This is a genomic window from Flavobacterium sp. KACC 22761, from assembly GCF_034058155.1.
Classification (GTDB): domain Bacteria; phylum Bacteroidota; class Bacteroidia; order Flavobacteriales; family Flavobacteriaceae; genus Flavobacterium.
The window spans coordinates 3,417,351-3,438,706 of sequence record NZ_CP139148.1 but is presented as its reverse complement, the minus strand read 5'-3'; the positions used below and the strand labels follow the sequence as shown (position 1 = coordinate 3,438,706).

Genomic DNA, 21,356 nt, shown 5'->3' with positions numbered 1-21,356 from the left:
TTCAGTTTTGTCACCAAAGATACAATTTTAAGAAGTAAAAAAGCTTCTCAAAGGAGAAGCTTTAAAAGTTTAGAATGGTTCAATTTTAATTTTTTAACAACTGAAAAACTTGATTTGCAATTTCATATTCTTCATCAGTTGGGACAACCAAAACTTTAGCTCTTGAATTTGATTTATTGATTTCTCTCACTTCTTTTGAACGAATTTGATTTTTTTCTGAATCAATTTCAATTCCGAAATAATCCATATCTGCACAAACCAAATTTCGCATGTAAGATGAATTTTCGCCAATTCCAGCCGTAAAAACAATTGCGTTTAAGCCATTTAAAGCTGCTACATAAGCACCAATTGTCTTTTTAATTCTATAAGCATTCATTTGTAATGCTAATTGGCAATCTTTATTTCCTTTTTCGGCTTCAGCTTCAATATCTCTTAAATCGCTATAGCCTGTAAGGCCTAGCATACCGCTTTGTTTCAGCAAAACTGCATTTACTTCATCTGGAGTATATCCTAAATTTTTGATCATATAAAAAATGACAGACTGGTCAATATCGCCCGCACGAGTTCCCATAATCAAACCATTTGAAGGTGAAAATCCCATTGTGGTATCAATACATTTTCCGTCCTTAATTGCGGCCATACTACAGCCGTTTCCTAGGTGAATGGTAATTATTTTTGAATTATCTTTTAAATACTTAATGGCTTTTTCAGAAACGTATTTATGGCTCGTTCCGTGAAAACCGTAAACACGCACTTTGTTTTCTGTCAATAGATAATTTGGAATTGCGTATTTATAGGCTACTTCAGGCATCGTTTGGTGAAAAGCCGTGTCAAAAACAGCAATTTGCTCTGCAGAACTGAAAATCTCTTCAGCAACATTAATTCCTTCTAAATTTGCCGGATTATGCAACGGTGCCAATTCAAAAAGTTGCTTGATTTTTGCTTTTACTTTTTCATCGATTTTTACGGTATCGCTAAAATCGCTTCCGCCATGCACAACGCGATGCCCAACTGCCGCAATTTCTGAAGTTGATTTAATTACTCCTTTTTCGGCATCCAAAAGCATATTGGCAACTTTTTGCAAGCCTACTTTATGATTTGGAATAGGAAGTGATTCCTCAATTCCGTTTGAAGAAGTTTTAAAAGTAACATTTGAAGTTTCTAAACCAATTCTGTCAATCATACCAGAACAAATTACTTCGTTTTCCGGCATAACCATTAATTGATATTTGATTGATGAACTTCCTGAGTTTATAATTAGTATTTTCATTTTTTTTAAAGTTGCTAAGGTTCTAAGATGCTAAGCTTCTAAGTTTTCTATTTTAGTGTTTATTGTCATCCTGAACGTAGTCGAAGGCTCAAAAGGGCTTCGACTACGCTCAGCCTGATTATTATTTTAAATTAATTAAATTCCTTGTGCTTGAATTGCTGTGATCACAACCGTATTGATAATATCATCAACCGTGCAACCACGGCTTAAGTCGTTTACCGGCTTATTTAAGCCTTGTAGCATCGGACCTATGGCTAAAGCTCCAGTTTCTCTTTGAACGGCTTTATAGGTATTATTTCCTGTATTTAAATCTGGGAAAATCAATACGCTCGCTTGTCCTGCCACTTCAGAATCTGGCATTTTGCTTTTTCCTACAGCTCGGTCAACGGCAGCGTCATATTGAATTGGTCCTTCGATTTTTAAATCAGGACGCTTTTGTTTTACAATTTCTGTTGCTGTTCTCACTTTATCTACTTCATCACCTTTTCCTGATGCACCAGATGAATACGACAGCATCGCGATTTTTGGCTCAATTCCGAAAGCTGCACTAGATTCCGCTGATGAAATCGCAATTTCTGCCAATTGTTCGGCGGTTGGATTTGGATTAATCGCACAATCTCCAAATACCGAAACTCGATCTTCCAGACACATAAAGAATACGGAAGAAACTACAGATGAATTTGGTTTTGTTTTAATGAATTGTAAAGCTGGCAAAATCGTATGTTGCGTAGTATGCGCCGCGCCCGAAACCATTCCATCTGCGTGGCCTTTATAGACCATCATGGTTCCAAAATACGAAACATCTTCCATTAAATCTCTTGCCATGGTTATACTTATGTTCTTAGCTTTTCTAAGCTCGTAATAGGTGTTAGCATAATCCTCAAAAAGTTCTGATTCTTTTGGATTAATAATCTGCACTTTTGAAAAATCTAAAGTAACTCCAAGTTCAGCAACTTTGCTTTCGACTTGTTTTTTTTCTCCAATGATCGAAATATCAACTACATCCATATCCATCAATCGCGAAGCCGCCAAAATGATTCTGTCATCATTCCCTTCTGGCAATACAATATGTTTTCGGTGTTGTTTGGCTCTTTTGACCATATTATACTGAAACATTTTTGGCGTCATGCCTTCTGGCTCAAAAGTAATTACGCGTTGAGAAAGCGCTTCGATTTCAACATATTTCTCAAATGTATTGATTGAAGTTTCTATTTTATGCGTGTTATTGGCATAAATTTCAGATTTTATTGATCCAATTTTATTAGTAATGTGGTATGTTCCGCCATCGACTGCAATAATTGGCACTACTGCCGAAAGTCCTTCGATTAATTTTAAAATACTGTCTTCAGGCACTATATTTCCGGTTAAAATAATTCCTGAAATCGTGGGATAATTTGCTGATTCATTTGCTTGCAAAGCACCTAAAATAATATCTGAACGATCTCCAGGTGTAATAACCAATGCATTATTATTCAGGTGAACCAAATAATTATGCAATTGCATTGCTCCTACACTGTAATGCCCGATCTCATTGTTCAGATAATTTTCTCCAAACAAAACTTTGGCATTAAGCGCATTTACAATTTCTTGCATCGTAGGATTGTTCAAACTTGAAATAAGCGGAATTGTATTGACCAAAACACTTGGCGGCAAACTTTTTTGAAGACTTTTGGTAACCAATTTAATATTCTCAGGCTGTACTTTATTTGCAAAAACTGACAAAACCTCAACTTCTTTTACTTTAAAGGAATCATAAACCAAATATAAGCTGTCAACTAATTCTTCTAATGTTTTTCCAACTCCTGAACCTATAATAATAGTTGGAATTCCAAGATTTTTAGCAATTAAGACATTCAAATCCAGTTCAATCGAAGTTCCTTCGCCGGTAAAGCTTGTTCCTTCAACCAAGACAAAGTCAAAACGGTCTTCAAGTTTTTTATATTTTTCAATAATCAAGTCTAAAACCTCTCCTATTTTGCCTTTATTTTTTTTCTTGATCAGTTTGCTTTTTGTTATTGCATAAGCATCTTCAAACTTTATATCAAGGTTAAAATAAGACAAAACTGTTTCAATATGATTGTCTTTTTCACCATCTACAAAATCTTCAATAATAGGCCTAAAATATCCCACTTTAGCCGTTTTGCCAATTAAAATGCTCATCACTCCAAGCGTAATAATCGATTTTCCGCTATTGTGGTCACTTGTGGCAATATATATTGCTTTGCTCATAATTTATATGTTTAATTTGCTGCTGTTTGTACTAATTGATTTTAAAACCAACGTCTTCTTTTAAAATATACAATTAAGGCTATAACTAAGAAAAACATGGATCCCATAGTTATAAAATAGCCGTTTTGTGTTTTAAGCTCTGGCATATTTTCAAAATTCATTCCGTAAACTCCAACAATAAAAGTAAGCGGAATAAATATGGCAGAAATAATCGTTAGCGTTTTCATGATTTCATTCATTTTTCGGCTTTGTTCCGAAAAATAAAAGTTAGACGCACTTTCTAATGAACTCATATCGGATTCTATTTGTTCCAATAGCTCCAAACTTTTTTGATGCAATCTGATAAAGAAATTAAAAGTATCTTTTTGGATTAATCCATTTGTTTCATCATCCTTAATGGTTTTCAGATAGTACAAAGAATCTCTTAGAGGCACAATGGAACGTTTCAAGAAATTAAAATTGTCACGGTGATTTTCGATCTTTTCTAAAATTATAGGATCTGCTCCCTTTTTAGTCAAATTGATCAATTCTTCAATATTTTCTTCTTCATCTTCTATGGTAATATAGAAGTTTTCCATTACAGCATCCAGCAATAAATACAACAGATAATCGACTTTTTTAGTTCTGACAATTCCTGCATGGGTGCGCAGGCGCTCGCGTATATGTGTGAAGAAATCACTTCGTTTTTCCTGAAACGAAATCAAAATCCCGTCTTTCAAAATAAAACTTAGCTGCTCTACTTTAAGATCGTCTGAAGATTCTGAAGGCAAAAGGGATTTTATATTAAAGAATAAAACTTCTTGCTGTTCTTCAAGTTTGGTTCTTTTTGTTGTGTTTAAAATGTCGGCCAGCAAAAAGTCGTCTAGCTTAAAATGTTCTCCAATTGTTTTAATAAGATCAATATCATTTAATCCATGGATATTGAGCCAATTGTTTTTCGTAAAATCAAAACACGAATTCAGTGCCGAAACTGTAAACTTCTCATATTCTATGACATCTGCATCATTATAGACGAAAAGCTGCATCTCTGTCTTAAAATCTTTATGAGATCCTGTGTACTCTAAACTAGTATGCTGTAGTTTGCGCCCTTTCTTGTATTTTATCTTTCTCATTCACGAAAATTTACAATAGTAATATTACGAAAAAGATTTTGAATGGGAAATGAGAATTCTCATTTTACTTTGAAAGATTTAGCAAAATGGTGTGATATAAAAAAGTAATCTTTTTACTGCTTTTACACTAAATTAAACCCGATAGTGAGTTGTCCTGAAAAAGGTTGACTCGATTAGTAATATAAAATTAATTAAATCGGAACAGAATTATTTTTGTTCCGATTTGTTTTTTTCCATCTTTTGAGTTTGATTTGATTTTGTAAATGTGCTTGATTTGGAGTCAGCATATTTATTGATAAATGCACTCTTATTTGATTATAAAATAAAATAGATTCTAGAGCTTGCTTTTTCAGATTTTCAAAATCTTCAAAGATTTCAGATAATCCAAATTCTTCTTTTAAAATACCATTTACTCTTTCTGCAACTGCATTTTCATATGGATCATAGTTTTGTGTCATACTTATCAGAATCTTGCTTTGAGATAAATATTCCGTGTACTCTTTGCTGCAATATTGAAGACCTCTATCTGAATGATGTATGAGATTTCTGCTGTATTTCCTATTACCGACAGCCATCTTTAAAGCTTCTAATGTAGAAGAAGCCATTAAATTATCCGATAAATTATAACCTACAATTTTCTTCGAGTATGCATCTGTTATCAAATGCAGGTAATATGTTTGTTCTTTAGTTCTTAGATAAGTAATATCAGCAACCCAAACCTGCTCAGGCTCATTGAGCTTGATTTCTTTTATTAAATTTGGATATTTACGCATCCAATGTCTTGAATTTGTTGTCTTGTAATATCTTCTAGCTTTAGGGACTAATAAATATTCATCACGTAAAAAATCAAACAATTTATCTCTGCCAATCTTTATTTGATGTCTTTTTAAATCATCTTTCAGCATATAATGCAGTTTTCTGCCACCGGTTTTTGGCAGCTTTTGACGAACCGACATTACCAAAGATTTGAGATGTACTTTGTCGGGAATTGACTTTAATAGATGTGATTTTCGTTTGTAATAAGCTTGTTTACTGTATCCAAACAATCGACATATTTCACAAGGACTAACCCTGTATATACGATTTATTTCTTGGACTGCTTGGAACCAGACTTTTTTACAATCTCGATTTTTAGCTCGCGTTCGGCTATTTCAATAAACTTTTTAAAGACCAATAATTCTTGCTCTTTCTTAGCTAATTGAGCTTCGAGTTCTTTGATGCGTTGAGATTGAGGATCTTTCATAGGTCGTCCCAGTGTTAGTTTTTCCAGATATGTAAATTTACCATATTTTCTTAACCAACTGTCGATACAGCTATGACTTCTGATTTGGTAACGACGGCGAAGATCTGCCTTGCAAAATAATCCCAGTTCAAATTCTTTTACAACCTGTTTTTTGAATGCCTCACTGTAAGTGCAATCAGGCACAATTCTTTTAAATACTTCTCTTGTTAGTGACATAATTAAGTTAATTATAGTCAACTTTTTTCAGGACGAGACATAGGTTTTAAAAACCTGTCAGGTTTAAAAACGAAAACAATGCCCATAAAAAAACCGAGCCATTTCTGACTCGGTTTTCTATCTTAATACTTTGTACTAATTACTTAGTACTAAAGAATTATTTTACTTCTTCGAATTCAACGTCTTCAACATTGTCTCCAGATTGCTCTTGTTGTGGAGCTGCTTGTTGAGCGTCACCACCTTGAGCGTACATTGCTTCTGTAGCTGTTTTCCAAGCTGCATTTACATTGTCTAATCCTTTTTGGATTGCGTCAAGATCTTGAGATTGGTGAGCCATTCTCAATTCAGTTAAAGCATATTCGATAGCTGTTTTTTGATCGTCTGTCAATTTATCTCCTAACTCTTTCAATTGAGATTCAGTTTGGAAGATAGTACTGTCAGCTTCGTTCAATTTCTCAGCTCTTTCTTTTGCAATTCTGTCAGCATCAGCGTTAGCTTCAGCATCTTTTTTCATTTTTTCGATTTCTTCAGCTGTTAATCCAGAAGAAGCTTCGATACGGATATCGTGAGATTTTCCTGTTCCTTTATCAGTTGCAGAAACTTTGATGATACCATTAGCATCGATATCGAAAGTTACTTCGATTTGAGGAACTCCTCTTGGTGCTGGTGGAATACCGTCTAAGTGGAAACGACCGATAGTTTTGTTATCAGCAGCCATTGCTCTTTCTCCTTGTAATACGTGGATTTCAACAGATGGTTGAGAATCAGCAGCAGTAGAGAATACTTGAGATTTTTTAGTTGGGATAGTTGTGTTAGACTCGATTAATTTAGTCAATACACCACCCATAGTTTCGATACCTAAAGAAAGAGGTGTTACGTCAAGCAACAATACATCTTTTACATCTCCAGATAAAACTCCACCTTGAATAGCTGCTCCAATAGCCACAACCTCATCAGGGTTAACACCTTTAGAAGCTTTTTTACCGAAGAATTTCTCCACTTCGTCAGCGATTCTTGGCATACGAGTAGAACCTCCAACAAGGATTACTTCGTCGATATCAGATGTAGATAAACCTGCATCTTTTAATGCTTTAGCAACTGGCTCCATAGAACGTTTTACTAAAGAATCAGATAATTGCTCAAATTTAGCTCTAGATAATTTTTTCACTAAGTGTTTTGGTCCAGAAGCAGTAGCCGTTACGTATGGCAAGTTGATTTCTGTTTCAGCAGAAGATGATAATTCAATCTTAGCTTTCTCAGCAGCTTCTTTCAAACGCTGTAATGACATTGGATCTAAACGTAAATCAATTCCTTCTTCAGATTTGAATTCGTCAGCTAACCAGTCAATAATAACTTGGTCAAAATCATCACCACCTAAGTGAGTATCACCATTTGTAGATAATACTTCAAATACACCGTCTCCTAATTCAAGAACAGAGATATCAAAAGTACCTCCACCTAAATCGTAAACAGCAATTTTTTGATCATTTCCTTTTTTATCTAATCCATAAGCAAGTGCAGCAGCAGTTGGCTCGTTGATGATACGCATAACTTTAAGACCAGCAATTTCTCCAGCTTCTTTTGTAGCTTGACGCTGCGCATCGTTAAAGTAAGCAGGAACTGTAATAACTGCCTCAGTTACTGTTTGACCTAAATAGTCTTCAGCAGTTTTTTTCATTTTTTGAAGTGTCATTGCAGACAATTCTTGAGCAGTGTATAAACGACCGTCAATATCCACACGTGGCGTATTGTTGTCACCTTTTACAACACTGTAAGGAACTCTTTTTGCTTCTCCTTCAGTTTCAGCAAAAGTGTGTCCCATAAAACGTTTAATAGAAGCAATCGTTTTTGTAGGATTCGTTACTGCTTGTCTTTTTGCAGGATCACCTACTTTAATTTCTCCACCTTCAACAAAAGCGATGATAGATGGTGTAGTTCTTTTTCCTTCTGCGTTAGGGATAACAACTGCTTCGTTACCTTCCATTACAGAAACACAAGAGTTCGTCGTACCTAAGTCAATTCCGATTATTTTACCCATTTTTTATATATTTAATTTTTGATTTAATTTTTAAACTCATGTGGCATAAGTCAATCTTTGTGCCAAGATAAAAAACTAAATAAAATTGTCAGTTTTAGCGTCAGAGCTCTAAAAATCATCTGACAACATGACATTTTTAAAACATGACAGGTATGGCATAACCATATAATTATGTCATTATTAAGGAGCTGACACTACCAAAACAATCAAAACGTTTTTCAGTTTTGGAGATCTAAAGATTTTACAAATTCTAAATAAAACAAAGTAATAGTTGATATCGACAATTTGGTAAATCCAAAATTAGAACTTAATTTACCTCAAATTTTAAATTAACTAGAATATTATTAGTATTATGATACCAGAGTTTTATGTTTTTGTGAACGGTTATAGTTATGATTACTTGGCAGATAGTTTATATTACGGGGACAGGCCGGAATTTTATAGAGAACATGAAAAGAAACTATGGACATTATATCAAATTGTCAAGAATAATAATGAATTAACAATTACAAATAAAGCCAAACAAATAATTAAGAAGATTGAGAACGTTGAACAATTAAAAAATTGGATTGCAAAAACATATCCCGAATTTCTGCAACAAATTGAAAATAAAATTTACACAAGATATCCACACCCTAACGATAAAATCGAATAAAAACTCTCACTAACAACTAATAAAGTTATTATGTATTTGTACGATTTGACAAATCGAAAATGGCTTTTAAAATATCAAACTAATAAATAAGCAACAGTTTAGACATTACAAAAATGTTAGAAAACAGCATTAATAAATATTTTGAATTTCTCGAAAGCGAATTTGGTTTCAAAAAGATACCAGAATATAACTATGTACGAGAAATACATAATGCTTATATTAACGACAATTAAATAATTCATATTTTGTATTGCTCAGAAATATTAAAAACATAATCCATAAGTTATAAATAAAAATACCTTCAAATTTTCATTTTTAAACAAAATGCTGAAGAAATTTGGAATCAAGAAATAGAAAAAACAATACGCCATAAAATGAAACTAAAACTAACCTTACTTTTCCTGATTTTGTCTATTTCGATATTGGCACAAACAAACTTAGGAATTGGTTTGATTTCCATTAAATTTAATGATCAAACTGTTTTGTCATTTTATTCTTCAATAAATGATAAAGAGCCTATAAAAACTATTCGTTTTTTTAATGATAAATCGATCAATAGCTGGAATATTAAAGATCTTAAAAATGAGCAAAAATGGTTGAAACCAGAAGTACTTTGGCTGGATTACAATTTCTTTGTCTTTCGTTGCGAGAAACAGGAAAATAATTGGTTTAAAATAATTGTAGATAATAAATCCGGAAAATCACTTTGGATTAAAAAAAGTAAAATAACCGAATTTAAAAATTGGGAAAAGTATCTTCAAGATATGTTTAGAATTGAAAGAGTCTCAAAAACGGACAAAATCTATAAATTACCCAATAAAAATGCGACAGTAATTAAATACTCTGGAGAGGATTGTTTTCAAGTTAGATCAACGAAAGGAGACTGGATTGAAATTTTCACTTCAGAATGTGATGATGCAAAAAATGAAATAAAATCGGGTTGGATAAAATGGAAAGAAGGAAATCGTTTATTGATTGAATATTTCCCAATCAGCTAGTAAAAAGTAAATTATTGTTTATTAACATTTTTCTATTTTTTTTTAAATGAAAAAACTAATTTTACCTATCATAGCAATTTCATTTGCTTATACAATTCAATCTTGCAATAAAAAAGAAACAATAAGTCTAAAAAAAAATGTTTCTATAATCGACAGCCTTCCTGAGCACGACTGTACGGAAGAAGAGTACGAGGAAACTGTTTCTGGAGAACCTAATGATGTTACCTATCCTGAAACAGGAAATAAAATTGCAGACTTTCTTCCTAACTCCGACGTTTATGAGGTACAATATAAAGCTGAAGGATATTTAAACAATGACAATTTACCTGATATTGCTGTTGTATTAAAACACAAGGAAAATAATACTTTCAAAAGACCTATGTTAATTCTTTTACAAAATGCAGATAAATCATATCGTTTAGATAAAATTTCCAATATTGTAATGCCCCCTGAATACAACGAAAATGATTTTAAAATGTACACTGAGACTATCAGTATAGAAAAAGAAGAACTGCGTATTTATCTCTTTGGCGGTCCGCATAATGCTATTTCCAGTACATTTAAATATATTGAAAAAGATCTTGTTTTAAACACTTTAACTGCATATTCTGGTGGTGCAGGAAGTATCGTTGAAATGTCTTATAATTTTGAAAAAAGTGAGAGCACAACAACAGAAACAAATACAATGGAAGAAAACATGCCTTCAACATCTGAAACTTTCCCAGTAAAAAAAGAATTTCATTTTTTTGAAGACACTGCCCTTACGGAATTCTATAACGGAGATAGTGACGAATCGTGAAATACAACAATTTTAAGCTAAGGTTTTGTATTGATATTAAAAAGCCAGTACAAAATCTTGGAATCAATTAATTAACTCAAAAACACATTCTTTTTGCAATATGTTTACTATCTTTTTTAAACTTTAAAAAATGGAAAACTACACCATAATCATTTTCATATTAGCCATTGTAATTGGTCTTTCTGCTTTTGCTGAAAAATCAAAACTGCCCTATCCTATTCTTTTGGTTATTGTTGGAGTTGCTATTGGTTTTATTCCGACAATGAATGAAATTGAAATTAATCCCGAAATTATTTTCTTGATATTTCTGCCTCCATTATTGTATGACGCTTCGTTTAATATTTCACCAAAACATTTCAAAACAAACCTAAGCACGATAAGCACATTAGCCATTCCGTTAGTTTTCCTTACTACATTTTGGATTGCGGTAGTTTCGCATTATATGATTCCGGGCATGAGCTGGCCTTTGTCATTTGTTCTTGGCGCTATACTTTCAGCAACAGATGCCGTTGCAGCAGTAAATATCACAAAAGGGCTCGACATTCCAGAAAAAACCTTGACGATACTTGAAGGCGAAAGCCTGATAAACGATGCATCTGCATTAGTTGCTTATCGTTTTGCCGTGGCGGCCGTTATGGGTTCTGCATTTATAATCTGGAAAGCGACATTCGAATTTGTTTTCTTGCTTGGTGGCGGATTTTTAGTGGGTTTTGTAATGGGCAAAATTTTAGGTTTTATTCTGAAAAAAGTACGCAACAATATGAATGTCACTGTCAGTTTTATGTTGCTTATGCCTTTTGTAACTTATTTAGTCGCTGAACATTTGCATGTTTCGGGCGTAATTGCTGTTGTTATATTAGGTTTGGCGATGGCGCGTTTCAGCAACAAAATTTTGCCTGAAAATTTAAAAAATAATGCTAGAAGTCTTTGGGATGTTATTATTTTTCTGCTCAACGGATTGATTTTTATCTTAATCGGACTCAATTTTCGATACATTCTGAAAGATATTGACGACGGCATGATTCTGCCTTATATTGGTTATGCTATAATAATTACAATCATCGCATTGTTAACGAGAATGACAAGGGTCTTTTTCCAAAAGAAGAATCTGCAGAAGGCTTTTCAAAAGAACAAAAAAAGAAAACGGAAAGTCAGCGAGCATGCATTGCTTGATTTTGGCAATAGTTTAATTATAAGCTGGTCCGGCATGCGTGGCATTGTCTCTCTCGCAATTGCCCTAGGTTTACCCAAAGTTTTAGAAGATGGAACTCCTTTTCCGGAACGAAATGCTATAATTTTTATTTCTGTAGCAGTTGTATTGATAACCATTATTGGGCAAGGACTTACGTTGCCTTGGATTGTTAAAAAAATAAATTCTTTGAAAGAAAAACAGCATTAAGCAGATAATTGTTTTATTTTTAATGTATCAAATAAAAAATAAAATGAAATCAGAAATTACCAAAACCACGCCAGAATCAGAAATCGTGACAACCCGAGTTCTGAATTTTCCCCAAGAACTGGTTTTTAAAGCTTGGAGTGATCCTGATCATTTGAAAAATTGGTGGGGACCAAAAGGCTTTACCAATACTTTTCACGAATTTGATTTTCGCGAAGGCGGAAGATGGAAATTTACAATGCACGGTCCTGAAAGAGGAAATTTTGAAAATGAATGCGAATTCATAAAAATTGACAGGCCAAATCTTATTGCTTGGAAACGTTATTCCAAACCGTTGTTCCAAATTCTCACCACATTTGAAACGGTTGATGAAAACAAAACTAAAGTTGTTTTTAAAATGCTTTTTGAAACAGTTGAAGAATGCCAAAAACTGAAACCTTACGTTGTCGATAAAAACGAAGAAAACTTTGATAAACTTGAAGTTGAATTATCGAAAATGAAAAAATAAAAACAAATTCTGTAATGAGTGAAAATTTTGCTCCTGGAATGAAAGTTTTCCTGAATGGAGAATATGGTGTCGTAATAAATTCAGATTCTGACAGATCTAATTTTTATGGAATAATTCGTTGGGACACTGAAAAAGAAGATGATTCTGAGGATTGGCGTGGAATGCTTGAAACATTTACGAGTATAGGCGGGAAAATAATTGATATAAATTATCAATTTAAATTTATTAATGATGATGGAACATCAAAATCAAGAAATTGATAAAGCCTGCATATAAACATTTGACATTAAACACAAGTAAAAATAAATTTTATCTTTTAAAAAATTTTTATCTTTATATAAACAAATTGCCTCTTTATTATACTCCACTTAGCCTAAAATTCTTATCTATATAAACTGTAACTTATATCTTATGGCAACAAATCTAGAAAGAAAATGTGCAGAGTTTATAATACCATCGGATGTCTCAATACTTTACAAATTGATTTAGTTCGATATAACATCGACCATTTTCACTCGTTGAATGAATTGATTAATTTTAAAAAAAATCATCAAATCAACGAAGCGCAAATCATTTCGAATCATACTTTATTTATTGAAGAAGAAAAATCAGCGCTTGAAAGAGATTTATCAGAATTAAATACTTCCATTTCGCAAAAGAAAATGATTCTCGAACTGCAATTAAGACAGCAACTCGATAATTTTAATGACGAAATTGACAATCTTCCCGAAACCCATTCTAAAATTTTTCCAACAATAAAAGACTATTGGCTCAACCTTGTTATCTGCACAAAATTTTGGTCGGCACAACTTAAATTTCATTACGATATCTTCCTTTTTAATTATCAGATAAAAAAACAGCTTTTTAGAAAAAAAAAAAAACGGTTCGAGTATATTGCTGCCAATTTTCAGAATGTTGTAAACGAAAGCAGTTATCAAGATTTACTGGTATTTGAAAAGAAAAAAGAAATAATCGAAACGCTTAACAATACCATTTACGGAGCAGTTGGCGAGCAAAAAGTAGAAAGTATGCTAAAAAAATTGACTGACGATTATATTTTGATAAATGATTTTTGCTGCACTTTCAATCCGCCAATCTATAATAAAAACAATCACGATCCTATTCATTCCATTCAAATTGATCATCTTTTGATTTCTCCCGCCGGAGTTTTTTTAATCGAAACAAAAAATTGGGGTGACAGTTCCTTAAACAATCCCGATTTGCGCTCGCCTGTTGAGCAAGTTCTTCGAACCAATTATGCTTTGTTCAGACTATTCAACAATCAAATAAGCAAAAAAACACTGATTTTTCTCGGCAATATTGGGGAAATCGAAAAGTGCCAATCAAAAACATCATTGTTTTTACCAACAAAAAACCAGTTGAGGAATTCGAATTTGTAAAAATCCTCACTGTTGATGAATTGCTTCCTTACATAAAATATTTCAGCGCAAGCTTTCTTATTGAAGAAACCGAAATAATCGCGGACTTCCTTCTTAAATTCTCCGAACAAAAACAAGTTCACTCTAAATTAACAAATTAACAACAACCTAGATTTTATACAATCAAATAAATAATAAAATTTTCTCTTATAAAAAGTTCTATATTTATAAAAAACTATAAAATCTAACCTATGAAAAAATTAATTTGTTTTGCTCTTCTGTTAATTGCACCATTCTTTTACGCACAAAATAAAGTCGCAAAAAAACCTGAAACAATCATTGTAATCAATAACGAAATTGTCACGATGGCACAAGTTGAGAAATATGCTCAGGAAGGCAGAATTAAATCAATGAATAAAGGCGTTACAGAAGAAGAAAGAAACAAATTAGCCGAAAAATATGGTGATAAAATTGGAGACAGAGAATTTATAACTGTCGTTGAAGTATTTACCGAAAAAGAAAAATTAGAAAACGATAAAAAAATTCAACCAGTAGCTACCAACCAAAAAGCGGAAGCACCAGAAAAACAATATCTTTTGAACGTAAATGATACAGCAAAAGACTTTACTTTGAAATTAATCGATGGCACAGAAGTAAGACTTTCTGATTTAAAAGGGAAAGTGGTTTTAGTCAATTTTTGGGCAACTTGGTGCGCGCCATGCTTACAGGAGTTTTACGATATTCCAACAAAAATTCTAGAACCATTCAAAAACGATAATTTTGTGTTTTTAGCCATCTCAAGTGGAGAAGCTGAAAAAATAGTAGCAAAAAAAGTGACTAAACTTAAAGGTGACGGTCTGAATTTTAATTACGGATTTGATCCAGAGAGCAAAATTTGGAATAGTTACGCTACCAATGCGATTCCAAAAAATTTCTTGATTGACCAAAACGGAGTTATAAAATTTGTAACCACCGGAAATGCAGAAGGAAATCTAGACAACATTGCCGCTGAAATCAAAAAACTGCTTTCAAAATAATTTATTCGAATGCATCTATTGAAATAAATCAAAAATAGCAAGATTTGGATTTTCTACTATTCTAAAACAAATGATTTTTGCTTAAAAAAACTATGAAAGCAAATTTTAAAATTCTTCCTTTAAATCATGATGAATTTTTAGGATTATTTGAATTAACTGATTTAGAACTAGAAAAAATCGGTGCAATTAAAATGACAGTTGATAAATTTCCGGGGTTTCCTTGTAGAGTAAGTCTAGAAGATGCAGAAATAGGAGAAGAAGTAATTCTCTTGCCCTATAAGCATCACAAAACAAACTCACCTTATCAAGCCAGCGGACCGATTTTTATTCGAAAAAGAGCCAGTACGCCACTATTTAAAAACAACGAAATACCAACAATGCTAAATCATAGGTTACTTTCACTCCGTGGTTATGACAAAAACGGCATAATGAAGGAAGCAGTTGTAATAGAAGGAAATACTCTTAAAGAACAGATTTTTAAATCTTTTGAAAACGAAAAAATAGATTACATCCACATTCACAATGCAAAACCTGGCTGTTACAACTGTCTAGTTGAAAGAGTAAAATGAAAATATTTCTTTTATAGAAAAACAAAAAAAATATGCATGCATAACAATTTCATGCTATTCGTTTATTTTTTATTCGTAATTTCGGTTTTTCAATAAAATACAATAGTAAAAATGGCTTCATTTATTAAAGAAATTTCTTTTCGCTGGTCAGATTTAGACCCAAATTTTCACGTTCGTCATAGCGCTTACTACGATTTTGGTGCGCAGCATCGTATTGAAATTCTTGAAGAACTTGGTTTGACCTTGAAAGTGATGCAGACACAAGGTTTTGGCCCTGTTTTATTTAGGGAAGAATGCGTTTTCAGAAAAGAATTAAAACTTTCAGACAAAATATTCATTCATACCAAAACATCAAAAATGAAAGCCGATGCTTCGCGCTGGTCAATCATTCACGAGTTTAGAAGAGAAGATGATACACTTTGTGCAACCATTACCGTTGACGGTGCTTGGATGGACACAAAACTTAGAAAACTAGCTTCGCCAACGCCTGAAATTGCAATTGAAGCATTGAGCATTTTCCCAAAAAGCGATGATTTTGTGGGACTATAAAAACAAAATTATTTGTCTTAACTTTATAAAATCCAAAAAGCAATATTAAATTTGTTTTTTGGATTTTTTTTCTAAAAATAACAGCATATGATTGATTATTTAAAAGATTTTAGAATTGGCGTTTTTATTGCTATTATAGCCGTTACAACAATTATTCTTGGCGCAATTACAGATAAAGTGCTTCGTTATTTTTTGTACCGAAAACTAACTAATAAAGAATATGATCCAACCGGGTTTAGATTCTTAAAACACTTGATCATAACCGTAATTTATATCTTAGGATTTGCCTTTGCTTTAATCCAAATTCCAGAATTTAAAATCATTGGACATTCTGTTTTGGCTGGCGCCGGCGTAATTTCTATTGTCGCTGGTCTCGCTTCACAACAAGCGTTAAGCAATATTGTAAGCGGTATTTTTTTAGTGATTTTTAAGCCGTTTCGCATCAATGACAAAATTACCATCAACAATTTTGTTGGAACAGTTGAAGATATCAATTTAAGACAAGTAGTCCTTAAAGATGCCGAAAACAACCGAATTATTATTCCGAATTCTGTAATTAGCGCTCAAATTATTATAAACACGAACATGCATGACACAAAATGCTGTAAAATAATCGAAATCGGAATCGGTTATGATTCTGATGTCGAAAAAGCATTGGAAATTATGAAAGATGAAATCGCAAAACATCCATTTTTTATAGACACCAGAACTGCCGAAGCCAAAAAACAAAACACACCGCTGGTTGTGGCTCGCGTTGTAGCATTGGCAGATTCTAGCGTAAATTTAAAAGCGTGGGCTTGGGCAAAAAACTCTACAGACGGATTTGTAATGTATTGCGATTTGCTGCAAAGCATTAAAAAACGTTTTGACGAAGCCAAAATCGATATTCCTTATCCACAAAGAGTAGTGACAATCAAGCAGTAATTAATTTTAACGCATAGAATCATAGATCCTATAACTCAAATAAGGCGTTTCACTAATTTAAATACATCCCGATAGTTATCGGGACTATGTGTTAGAAACTAGTTTCTTTCTCAACTCTTTTCGTTAAATAAAATCTATATTTCTATGTGTTAGAAAATTTAGAAAATATAGACGATACTTTATTCAAACTTTAATCCAAAATTTACTTTTTCAAAAGTTGTACTGCAGGAAAATGCAAATCGACCAACATTGATAGTTCCGAAGATTCCTCCTACTGAGTGTCCAGAATAAAATCCGCCGGCAGAAAATCGGTGCACTTGATATTTCAAGGCAATATCATTCACTCTTGAACTCAATTGTCCAAAAGCAATCACATGCGGAATGATTTCATAGCTTCCAAATAGCTTCGGAACTAATTTTTTATAATAATCAAAACTTTCATCGGTTTCGTAATCAACACTTGTAGAATGCAGATTTTCTAGATTTCCGCCGATATAAGTATTTTCAGAAAAATGCCATGAAACGCTAAAACCCGTAAAAGTTCCGTCATAACCGCTCCGCGATTCTAGATAACCCACTCCAATTGTGGCTCTGAATTTACCGCAAATTTTTCCGATGTAGCCAATGTAAGTCCGGTCAATTTCAGACTTGTCGATTCCAGCGCCAAAAATAATATCGTCATCACACATATTAAAAGCATACTGAAAATAAGCCGAATATTGATCTTGGTTGGCTGCGACCACGCTCCGCCCTTTATCAAGATCGATATTTGCAGAAATTAAGGTTGAGTTTATAACGGCGAAATCAAATGTATTGAGTTCTTGGGCAAATGTGGGGACTGTCAGCAGGAATAAAAGTATCGTTTTTTTCATAATACTATTTTTTAGCTTACAACTTTCTGATACTAAATTACATACAATTTTCCTATTAATAAAAGAAGTCCTCTGAAGTGCTACATTACTCGTCAAAATGCATTATTTTCAAAATCCGCATCATTTAATCGATAAAATTTCAATAAATCATCGATAATTGGCAATAAAAACCATCAAACTATTTCGAAAGCTTTTTTTCTGATAACTTTAAGACCGTATTCTTTGCATTTCAAATTGGTTAACGGTAATTTTATGCTTCAAACATATAATCAGCTCAAAAATGAAAATTGCAAAGCTTTTATTGTTCTTGTTTCCTTTTTTGGCCTCTTCGCAAGATGTCAACATCAAGTCTCTAGATATTAATTTGACCAATTACGAATATCCATTTCCCGTTCATTTTTTGGAGTTAAACAATCAGCGTCAATACATGCAAATGTTTTATATGGATGTGGTTCCAGAAAATTACAACAACAAAAATATTGTTCTGCTTCACGGAAAAAACTTTAACGGAGCTTATTGGGAAACTACCATAAAAGCATTAAATGCGGCAGGTTATCGTGTAATTGTTCCGGATCAAATTGGTTTTGGAAAATCATCAAAACCAGATAATTTTCAATATACTTTTCAGCAATTGGCAGAAAACACTAAAAAATTATTGGATCATCTCGGAATCGGAAAAGCTACCATCCTCGGCCATTCAATGGGTGGTATGCTCGCGACGAGATTTGCTTTGATGTATCCTGAAATGACCGAAAAATTAGTTCTCGAAAATCCAATTGGCTTGGAAGATTGGAAATTAGTCGTTCCATACAAACCTGTTGATTGGTGGTACGAATCGGAGCAAAAGCAAAACTTTCAATCCATAAAAAATTACCAAATGGCCAATTATTATAATGGAAAATGGAATGCCGATTACCAAAAATGGGCCGAACTCGGCGCAGGTTGGACAGCCGATCCTGAATACGATAAGGTAGCTTGGAATTCGGCACTTTTGTATGAAATGATTTTCACACAACCTGTTTTATACGAATTCAAAAACATCCAGGTTCCAACTCTTTTGATTATTGGAACAAGAGACAAAACGGCTTTAGGAAAACCTTTAGTTTCTCAAGATATTCAAGCGACAATGGGAAATTACGCCGAATTAGGCAAACGAACCCAAAAAGCAATTCCGAATTCAAAACTGGTTGAGATTCCAAATACAGGACATTTGCCACATATTGAATCTTTTGACCAATTTATAAAACCATTAATCGTATTTTTGAAAGAATAAAATTTATTAGCCACGAATTACACAAATTAGCACAAATTATTTTTATTTATCTAAGTCAAAATTAGTGTAAATTAGTGTAATTCGTGGCAAACTATAACTTAAAAACTAAATATTTATGTTTACAATCGAACAAATAAAAGAAGCACATGCTAAAGTAAAAAGCGGAGCAGATTTTCCAAATTATATACAAGACTTGATTATTCTAGGCGTAAAAGGCTATGACACTTATGTGAATGATGGCCACGCAGAATATTTTGGTGTGAATAATTATTCTGTTTCTTCAGATGAAAAATACAGCACCATTCCTGTTGCTTCATCAGTTAACAAAGAACTTTTCATCGAATTTTTGGTAAAGCACCAGCACGGAGAAACCGATTATCTAACTTTCTGCAATCATTGCGGACAATGTGGAATAGCAAAGTGGCGCGTTGATATTATCGAAATGACATGCACCTATTTTGACAGTGCCAACAACGAAATTTTAATCGAAAAGATTCCAAGCTAATTTTAAAATAAATATGAAGATTTTCAAGAAAATAAATTCAGCTTTCAAAACAAATATTTTAATTGCTCTTTTGTTGGTTTGCTTTACAGGCTTTTCACAACATAAAAAAGATAAAACTAAGTTTAAGGTAATTGCTTTTTACACCGCCAAAAATGATCAGGCACACATTAGCTTTGTTCACGAAGCCAATAAATGGTTTCCAAAAGTTGCTGAAGAAAATCATTTTGAATACGATTCTACAAGCAATTGGGACAATTTGAATGCAAAATTTTTAGCAAAATATCAAGTTGTATTGTTTTTAGACACAAGACCAGAAACTCCGGCACAACGTGAAGCTTTCCAAAAATATATGGAAAACGGCGGTGGATTTATCGGGTTTCACTTTTCGGCTTTTGCTTTGAATGATTCTTCATATCCTCAAAACTGGGATTGGTATCACAATACTTTTTTAGGTTCTGGCGAATACGGAAGCAATACTTGGCGACCAACATCGGCTATTTTGAGAGTTGAAAATCAAGATCCTATAACTAAAAATATTCCGAAAACCTTTAAATCGCAACCGAATGAATGGTACCGATGGAGCAATGATTTAACAAAAAATCCAGACATCAAAATCCTTTTGGCGATCGATGAAAGCAGTTTTCCTTTAGGAACTGGCCCAAAAGCACATGAAATCTGGCACAGCGGGTATTATCCAGTAGTTTGGACCAATAAAAAATACAAAATGCTCTATATAAATATGGGACATAACGATATTGATTATGAAGGCAAAACCAATAAAACCCTTTCGTATACATGTGAAAATAAAACACAAAACAAATTGATTTTAAATGCTTTACAGTTATTTGGAAAATCAAAAAAATAAACTTCCGTAAAATGTCTAAATTGTCATCTCTAATCAATCCAGAGGAATTACTTGGATTGCAAAATCTTCCTGAATTTGTTTTAATCGACGCCAGAGCCGGACTCAATGCGGAAGAAAATTATAAAAACGAACATTTAAAAAATGCACGTTACGTTGATTTGAACAAAGATTTGGCAACAGTCGATTGCAATCCGAAAAATGGTGGCAGACATCCGCTTCCATCTTTAGAAAAATTTTCAGAAGTACTCTCTAAAACAGGAATTTCACCAGAAAGTCATGTTGTTATTTATGATGACAAAAACGGTTCAAATGCGGCTTCGAGATTTTGGTGGATGCTGAAATCAATTGGACATGAAAAAGTTCAGGTTTTAAACGGCGGTTTGCAAGAAGCCATAAAAGTTGGTTTTCCGATAAATTCTGGAAGTGAACAATTTGAAAAAAGCAATTATCCCGTTTCAAATTGGAAATTGGCTGTCGCCGATATTGAAGAAGTCGAAAAAGCGCGTAAAAACGATCAAAACATCGTAATTGATGTTAGAGATAAAAATCGTTTTGATGGCTTAACAGAACCGCTGGATTTGATTGCAGGACACATTCCGGGCGCTATCAATATTCCGTTTAGTGAAAATTTAGATGAAAACGGATTTTATAAATCGGCAGAGGTTTTAAATGAAAAATATACAGCCATTTTAGGCGACATCAATCCTGAAAATGTAATTGTGCACTGTGGTTCTGGCGTAACGGCCTGCCACACTTTACTTGCAATGGATTACGCAGGAATTCCAATTCCGAAACTTTATGTTGGTTCATGGAGCGAATGGTCGAGAAATGATCGCGAAATGGCAACAAAAAAATAGATTAGTTTTTTTGCCACAGATTAAAGGATTATAAAAGATTAATCATTTTAATCTGTGAAATC

The 21,356-nt window shown here is 33.1% G+C and carries 21 protein-coding genes; 15 read left to right on the top strand and 6 right to left on the bottom strand.

Annotated features, from left to right (window positions below; translation table 11 throughout):
* Window positions 1–85: 85 nt before the first annotated feature.
* The 5 genes from SCB73_RS14935 to dnaK form a co-directional block, all read right to left on the bottom strand.
* Window positions 86–1,270 carry an acetate/propionate family kinase gene (locus tag SCB73_RS14935; protein ID WP_320567007.1) on the bottom strand — a complete coding sequence of 395 codons (1,185 nt, stop codon included), beginning with the start codon at window positions 1,268–1,270 and terminating at the stop codon, window positions 86–88.
* 135 nt (window positions 1,271–1,405) lie between these two features.
* A complete protein-coding gene (gene pta / locus SCB73_RS14930; protein WP_320567006.1) occupies window positions 1,406–3,499 on the bottom strand; it encodes a phosphate acetyltransferase in 2,094 nt (697 codons plus the stop codon).
* Window positions 3,500–3,540: 41 nt separating this feature from the next.
* The gene (gene corA, locus SCB73_RS14925) at window positions 3,541–4,611 is read right to left on the bottom strand and encodes a magnesium/cobalt transporter CorA (RefSeq protein ID WP_320567005.1); all 1,071 of its coding nucleotides are present in this window, start codon (window positions 4,609–4,611) and stop codon (window positions 3,541–3,543) included.
* A gap of 191 nt (window positions 4,612–4,802) precedes the next feature.
* A protein-coding gene (locus SCB73_RS14920; protein WP_320566433.1) for an IS3 family transposase occupies window positions 4,803–6,070 on the bottom strand; the annotation gives its coding sequence in 2 pieces (ribosomal slippage) (window positions 4,803–5,731 and window positions 5,731–6,070; 1,269 coding nt in all).
* A gap of 157 nt (window positions 6,071–6,227) precedes the next feature.
* The gene (dnaK, locus tag SCB73_RS14915) at window positions 6,228–8,108 is read right to left on the bottom strand and encodes a molecular chaperone DnaK (RefSeq protein ID WP_320567004.1); all 1,881 of its coding nucleotides are present in this window, start codon (window positions 8,106–8,108) and stop codon (window positions 6,228–6,230) included.
* Between the two features lie 352 nt (window positions 8,109–8,460).
* On the opposite strand from dnaK, the gene SCB73_RS14910 reads away from it, so the two are divergent.
* The 11 genes from SCB73_RS14910 to SCB73_RS14860 all read left to right on the top strand — a co-directional run bounded on the left by SCB73_RS14910 (window position 8,461) and on the right by SCB73_RS14860 (window position 16,922).
* Window positions 8,461–8,763 (top strand): hypothetical protein, encoded by a 303-nt coding sequence (locus SCB73_RS14910; protein ID WP_320567003.1) that lies wholly within the window; start codon window positions 8,461–8,463, stop codon window positions 8,761–8,763.
* 374 nt (window positions 8,764–9,137) lie between these two features.
* Window positions 9,138–9,761 carry a hypothetical protein gene (locus SCB73_RS14905; RefSeq protein WP_320567002.1) on the top strand — a complete coding sequence of 208 codons (624 nt, stop codon included), beginning with the start codon at window positions 9,138–9,140 and terminating at the stop codon, window positions 9,759–9,761.
* Between the two features lie 46 nt (window positions 9,762–9,807).
* Entirely contained in the window at window positions 9,808–10,560 is a 753-nt protein-coding gene (locus SCB73_RS14900; protein ID WP_320567001.1) for a hypothetical protein, read from the top strand.
* A gap of 130 nt (window positions 10,561–10,690) precedes the next feature.
* Window positions 10,691–11,959, top strand: a complete 1,269-nt coding sequence (locus SCB73_RS14895) for a Na+/H+ antiporter (protein WP_320567000.1) — start codon at window positions 10,691–10,693, stop codon at window positions 11,957–11,959.
* A 43-nt stretch (window positions 11,960–12,002) separates the two neighbouring features.
* Entirely contained in the window at window positions 12,003–12,464 is a 462-nt protein-coding gene (locus SCB73_RS14890; RefSeq protein ID WP_320566999.1) for an SRPBCC family protein, read from the top strand.
* A gap of 38 nt (window positions 12,465–12,502) precedes the next feature.
* On the top strand, window positions 12,503–12,724 hold the full coding sequence (locus SCB73_RS14885) for a hypothetical protein (protein WP_320566998.1): 222 nt from the start codon (window positions 12,503–12,505) through the stop codon (window positions 12,722–12,724).
* A 174-nt stretch (window positions 12,725–12,898) separates the two neighbouring features.
* Window positions 12,899–13,864 (top strand): nuclease-related domain-containing protein, encoded by a 966-nt coding sequence (locus SCB73_RS14880; protein ID WP_320566997.1) that lies wholly within the window; start codon window positions 12,899–12,901, stop codon window positions 13,862–13,864.
* 230 nt (window positions 13,865–14,094) lie between these two features.
* Window positions 14,095–14,880: a TlpA disulfide reductase family protein gene (locus SCB73_RS14875; protein WP_320566996.1), complete on the top strand. Its 786-nt coding sequence runs from the start codon at window positions 14,095–14,097 to the stop codon at window positions 14,878–14,880.
* 92 nt (window positions 14,881–14,972) lie between these two features.
* Complete coding sequence (locus SCB73_RS14870) at window positions 14,973–15,449, top strand: DUF1203 domain-containing protein (RefSeq protein ID WP_320566995.1); 477 nt, start codon at window positions 14,973–14,975, stop codon at window positions 15,447–15,449.
* Window positions 15,450–15,560: 111 nt separating this feature from the next.
* A complete protein-coding gene (locus tag SCB73_RS14865) occupies window positions 15,561–15,998 on the top strand; it encodes an acyl-CoA thioesterase (protein WP_132990310.1) in 438 nt (145 codons plus the stop codon).
* Window positions 15,999–16,085: 87 nt separating this feature from the next.
* A complete protein-coding gene (locus tag SCB73_RS14860; protein ID WP_320566994.1) occupies window positions 16,086–16,922 on the top strand; it encodes a mechanosensitive ion channel family protein in 837 nt (278 codons plus the stop codon).
* A 179-nt stretch (window positions 16,923–17,101) separates the two neighbouring features.
* On the opposite strand, the gene SCB73_RS14855 is transcribed toward SCB73_RS14860, so the two are convergent.
* Complete coding sequence (locus tag SCB73_RS14855) at window positions 17,102–17,794, bottom strand: hypothetical protein (RefSeq protein ID WP_320566993.1); 693 nt, start codon at window positions 17,792–17,794, stop codon at window positions 17,102–17,104.
* A 280-nt stretch (window positions 17,795–18,074) separates the two neighbouring features.
* Here SCB73_RS14855 and SCB73_RS14850 point away from each other — a divergent pair, with 280 nt between their 5' ends.
* The 4 genes from SCB73_RS14850 to SCB73_RS14835 all read left to right on the top strand — a co-directional run bounded on the left by SCB73_RS14850 (window position 18,075) and on the right by SCB73_RS14835 (window position 21,294).
* Window positions 18,075–19,067 (top strand): alpha/beta fold hydrolase, encoded by a 993-nt coding sequence (locus tag SCB73_RS14850; RefSeq protein WP_320566992.1) that lies wholly within the window; start codon window positions 18,075–18,077, stop codon window positions 19,065–19,067.
* A 115-nt stretch (window positions 19,068–19,182) separates the two neighbouring features.
* Window positions 19,183–19,572: a DUF1398 domain-containing protein gene (locus tag SCB73_RS14845; protein WP_320566991.1), complete on the top strand. Its 390-nt coding sequence runs from the start codon at window positions 19,183–19,185 to the stop codon at window positions 19,570–19,572.
* 13 nt (window positions 19,573–19,585) lie between these two features.
* Entirely contained in the window at window positions 19,586–20,437 is an 852-nt protein-coding gene (locus SCB73_RS14840) for a ThuA domain-containing protein (protein ID WP_320566990.1), read from the top strand.
* Between the two features lie 11 nt (window positions 20,438–20,448).
* The gene (locus tag SCB73_RS14835) at window positions 20,449–21,294 is read left to right on the top strand and encodes a sulfurtransferase (protein WP_320566989.1); all 846 of its coding nucleotides are present in this window, start codon (window positions 20,449–20,451) and stop codon (window positions 21,292–21,294) included.
* The last annotated feature ends 62 nt before the right edge of the window (window positions 21,295–21,356 follow it).

Bases quoted from the DNA above. Each gene is read 5' to 3' on its own strand.
- SCB73_RS14870 (WP_320566995.1), top strand. From the start codon at position 14,973: ATGAAAGCAAATTTTAAAATTCTTCCTTTAAATCATGATGAATTTTTA.
- SCB73_RS14860 (WP_320566994.1), top strand. From the start codon at position 16,086: ATGATTGATTATTTAAAAGATTTTAGAATTGGCGTTTTTATTGCTATT.
- corA (WP_320567005.1), bottom strand. From the start codon at position 4,611: ATGAGAAAGATAAAATACAAGAAAGGGCGCAAACTACAGCATACTAGT.
- SCB73_RS14865 (WP_132990310.1), top strand. From the start codon at position 15,561: ATGGCTTCATTTATTAAAGAAATTTCTTTTCGCTGGTCAGATTTAGAC.
- SCB73_RS14875 (WP_320566996.1), top strand. From the start codon at position 14,095: ATGAAAAAATTAATTTGTTTTGCTCTTCTGTTAATTGCACCATTCTTT.
- SCB73_RS14855 (WP_320566993.1), bottom strand. From the start codon at position 17,794: ATGAAAAAAACGATACTTTTATTCCTGCTGACAGTCCCCACATTTGCC.
- SCB73_RS14910 (WP_320567003.1), top strand. From the start codon at position 8,461: ATGATACCAGAGTTTTATGTTTTTGTGAACGGTTATAGTTATGATTAC.
- pta (WP_320567006.1), bottom strand. From the start codon at position 3,499: ATGAGCAAAGCAATATATATTGCCACAAGTGACCACAATAGCGGAAAA.
- SCB73_RS14850 (WP_320566992.1), top strand. From the start codon at position 18,075: ATGAAAATTGCAAAGCTTTTATTGTTCTTGTTTCCTTTTTTGGCCTCT.
- SCB73_RS14935 (WP_320567007.1), bottom strand. From the start codon at position 1,270: ATGAAAATACTAATTATAAACTCAGGAAGTTCATCAATCAAATATCAA.
- SCB73_RS14845 (WP_320566991.1), top strand. From the start codon at position 19,183: ATGTTTACAATCGAACAAATAAAAGAAGCACATGCTAAAGTAAAAAGC.
- SCB73_RS14895 (WP_320567000.1), top strand. From the start codon at position 10,691: ATGGAAAACTACACCATAATCATTTTCATATTAGCCATTGTAATTGGT.
- SCB73_RS14885 (WP_320566998.1), top strand. From the start codon at position 12,503: ATGAAAGTTTTCCTGAATGGAGAATATGGTGTCGTAATAAATTCAGAT.
- dnaK (WP_320567004.1), bottom strand. From the start codon at position 8,108: ATGGGTAAAATAATCGGAATTGACTTAGGTACGACGAACTCTTGTGTT.
- SCB73_RS14880 (WP_320566997.1), top strand. From the start codon at position 12,899: ATGTGCAGAGTTTATAATACCATCGGATGTCTCAATACTTTACAAATT.
- SCB73_RS14890 (WP_320566999.1), top strand. From the start codon at position 12,003: ATGAAATCAGAAATTACCAAAACCACGCCAGAATCAGAAATCGTGACA.
- SCB73_RS14840 (WP_320566990.1), top strand. From the start codon at position 19,586: ATGAAGATTTTCAAGAAAATAAATTCAGCTTTCAAAACAAATATTTTA.
- SCB73_RS14835 (WP_320566989.1), top strand. From the start codon at position 20,449: ATGTCTAAATTGTCATCTCTAATCAATCCAGAGGAATTACTTGGATTG.
- SCB73_RS14900 (WP_320567001.1), top strand. From the start codon at position 9,808: ATGAAAAAACTAATTTTACCTATCATAGCAATTTCATTTGCTTATACA.
- SCB73_RS14905 (WP_320567002.1), top strand. From the start codon at position 9,138: ATGAAACTAAAACTAACCTTACTTTTCCTGATTTTGTCTATTTCGATA.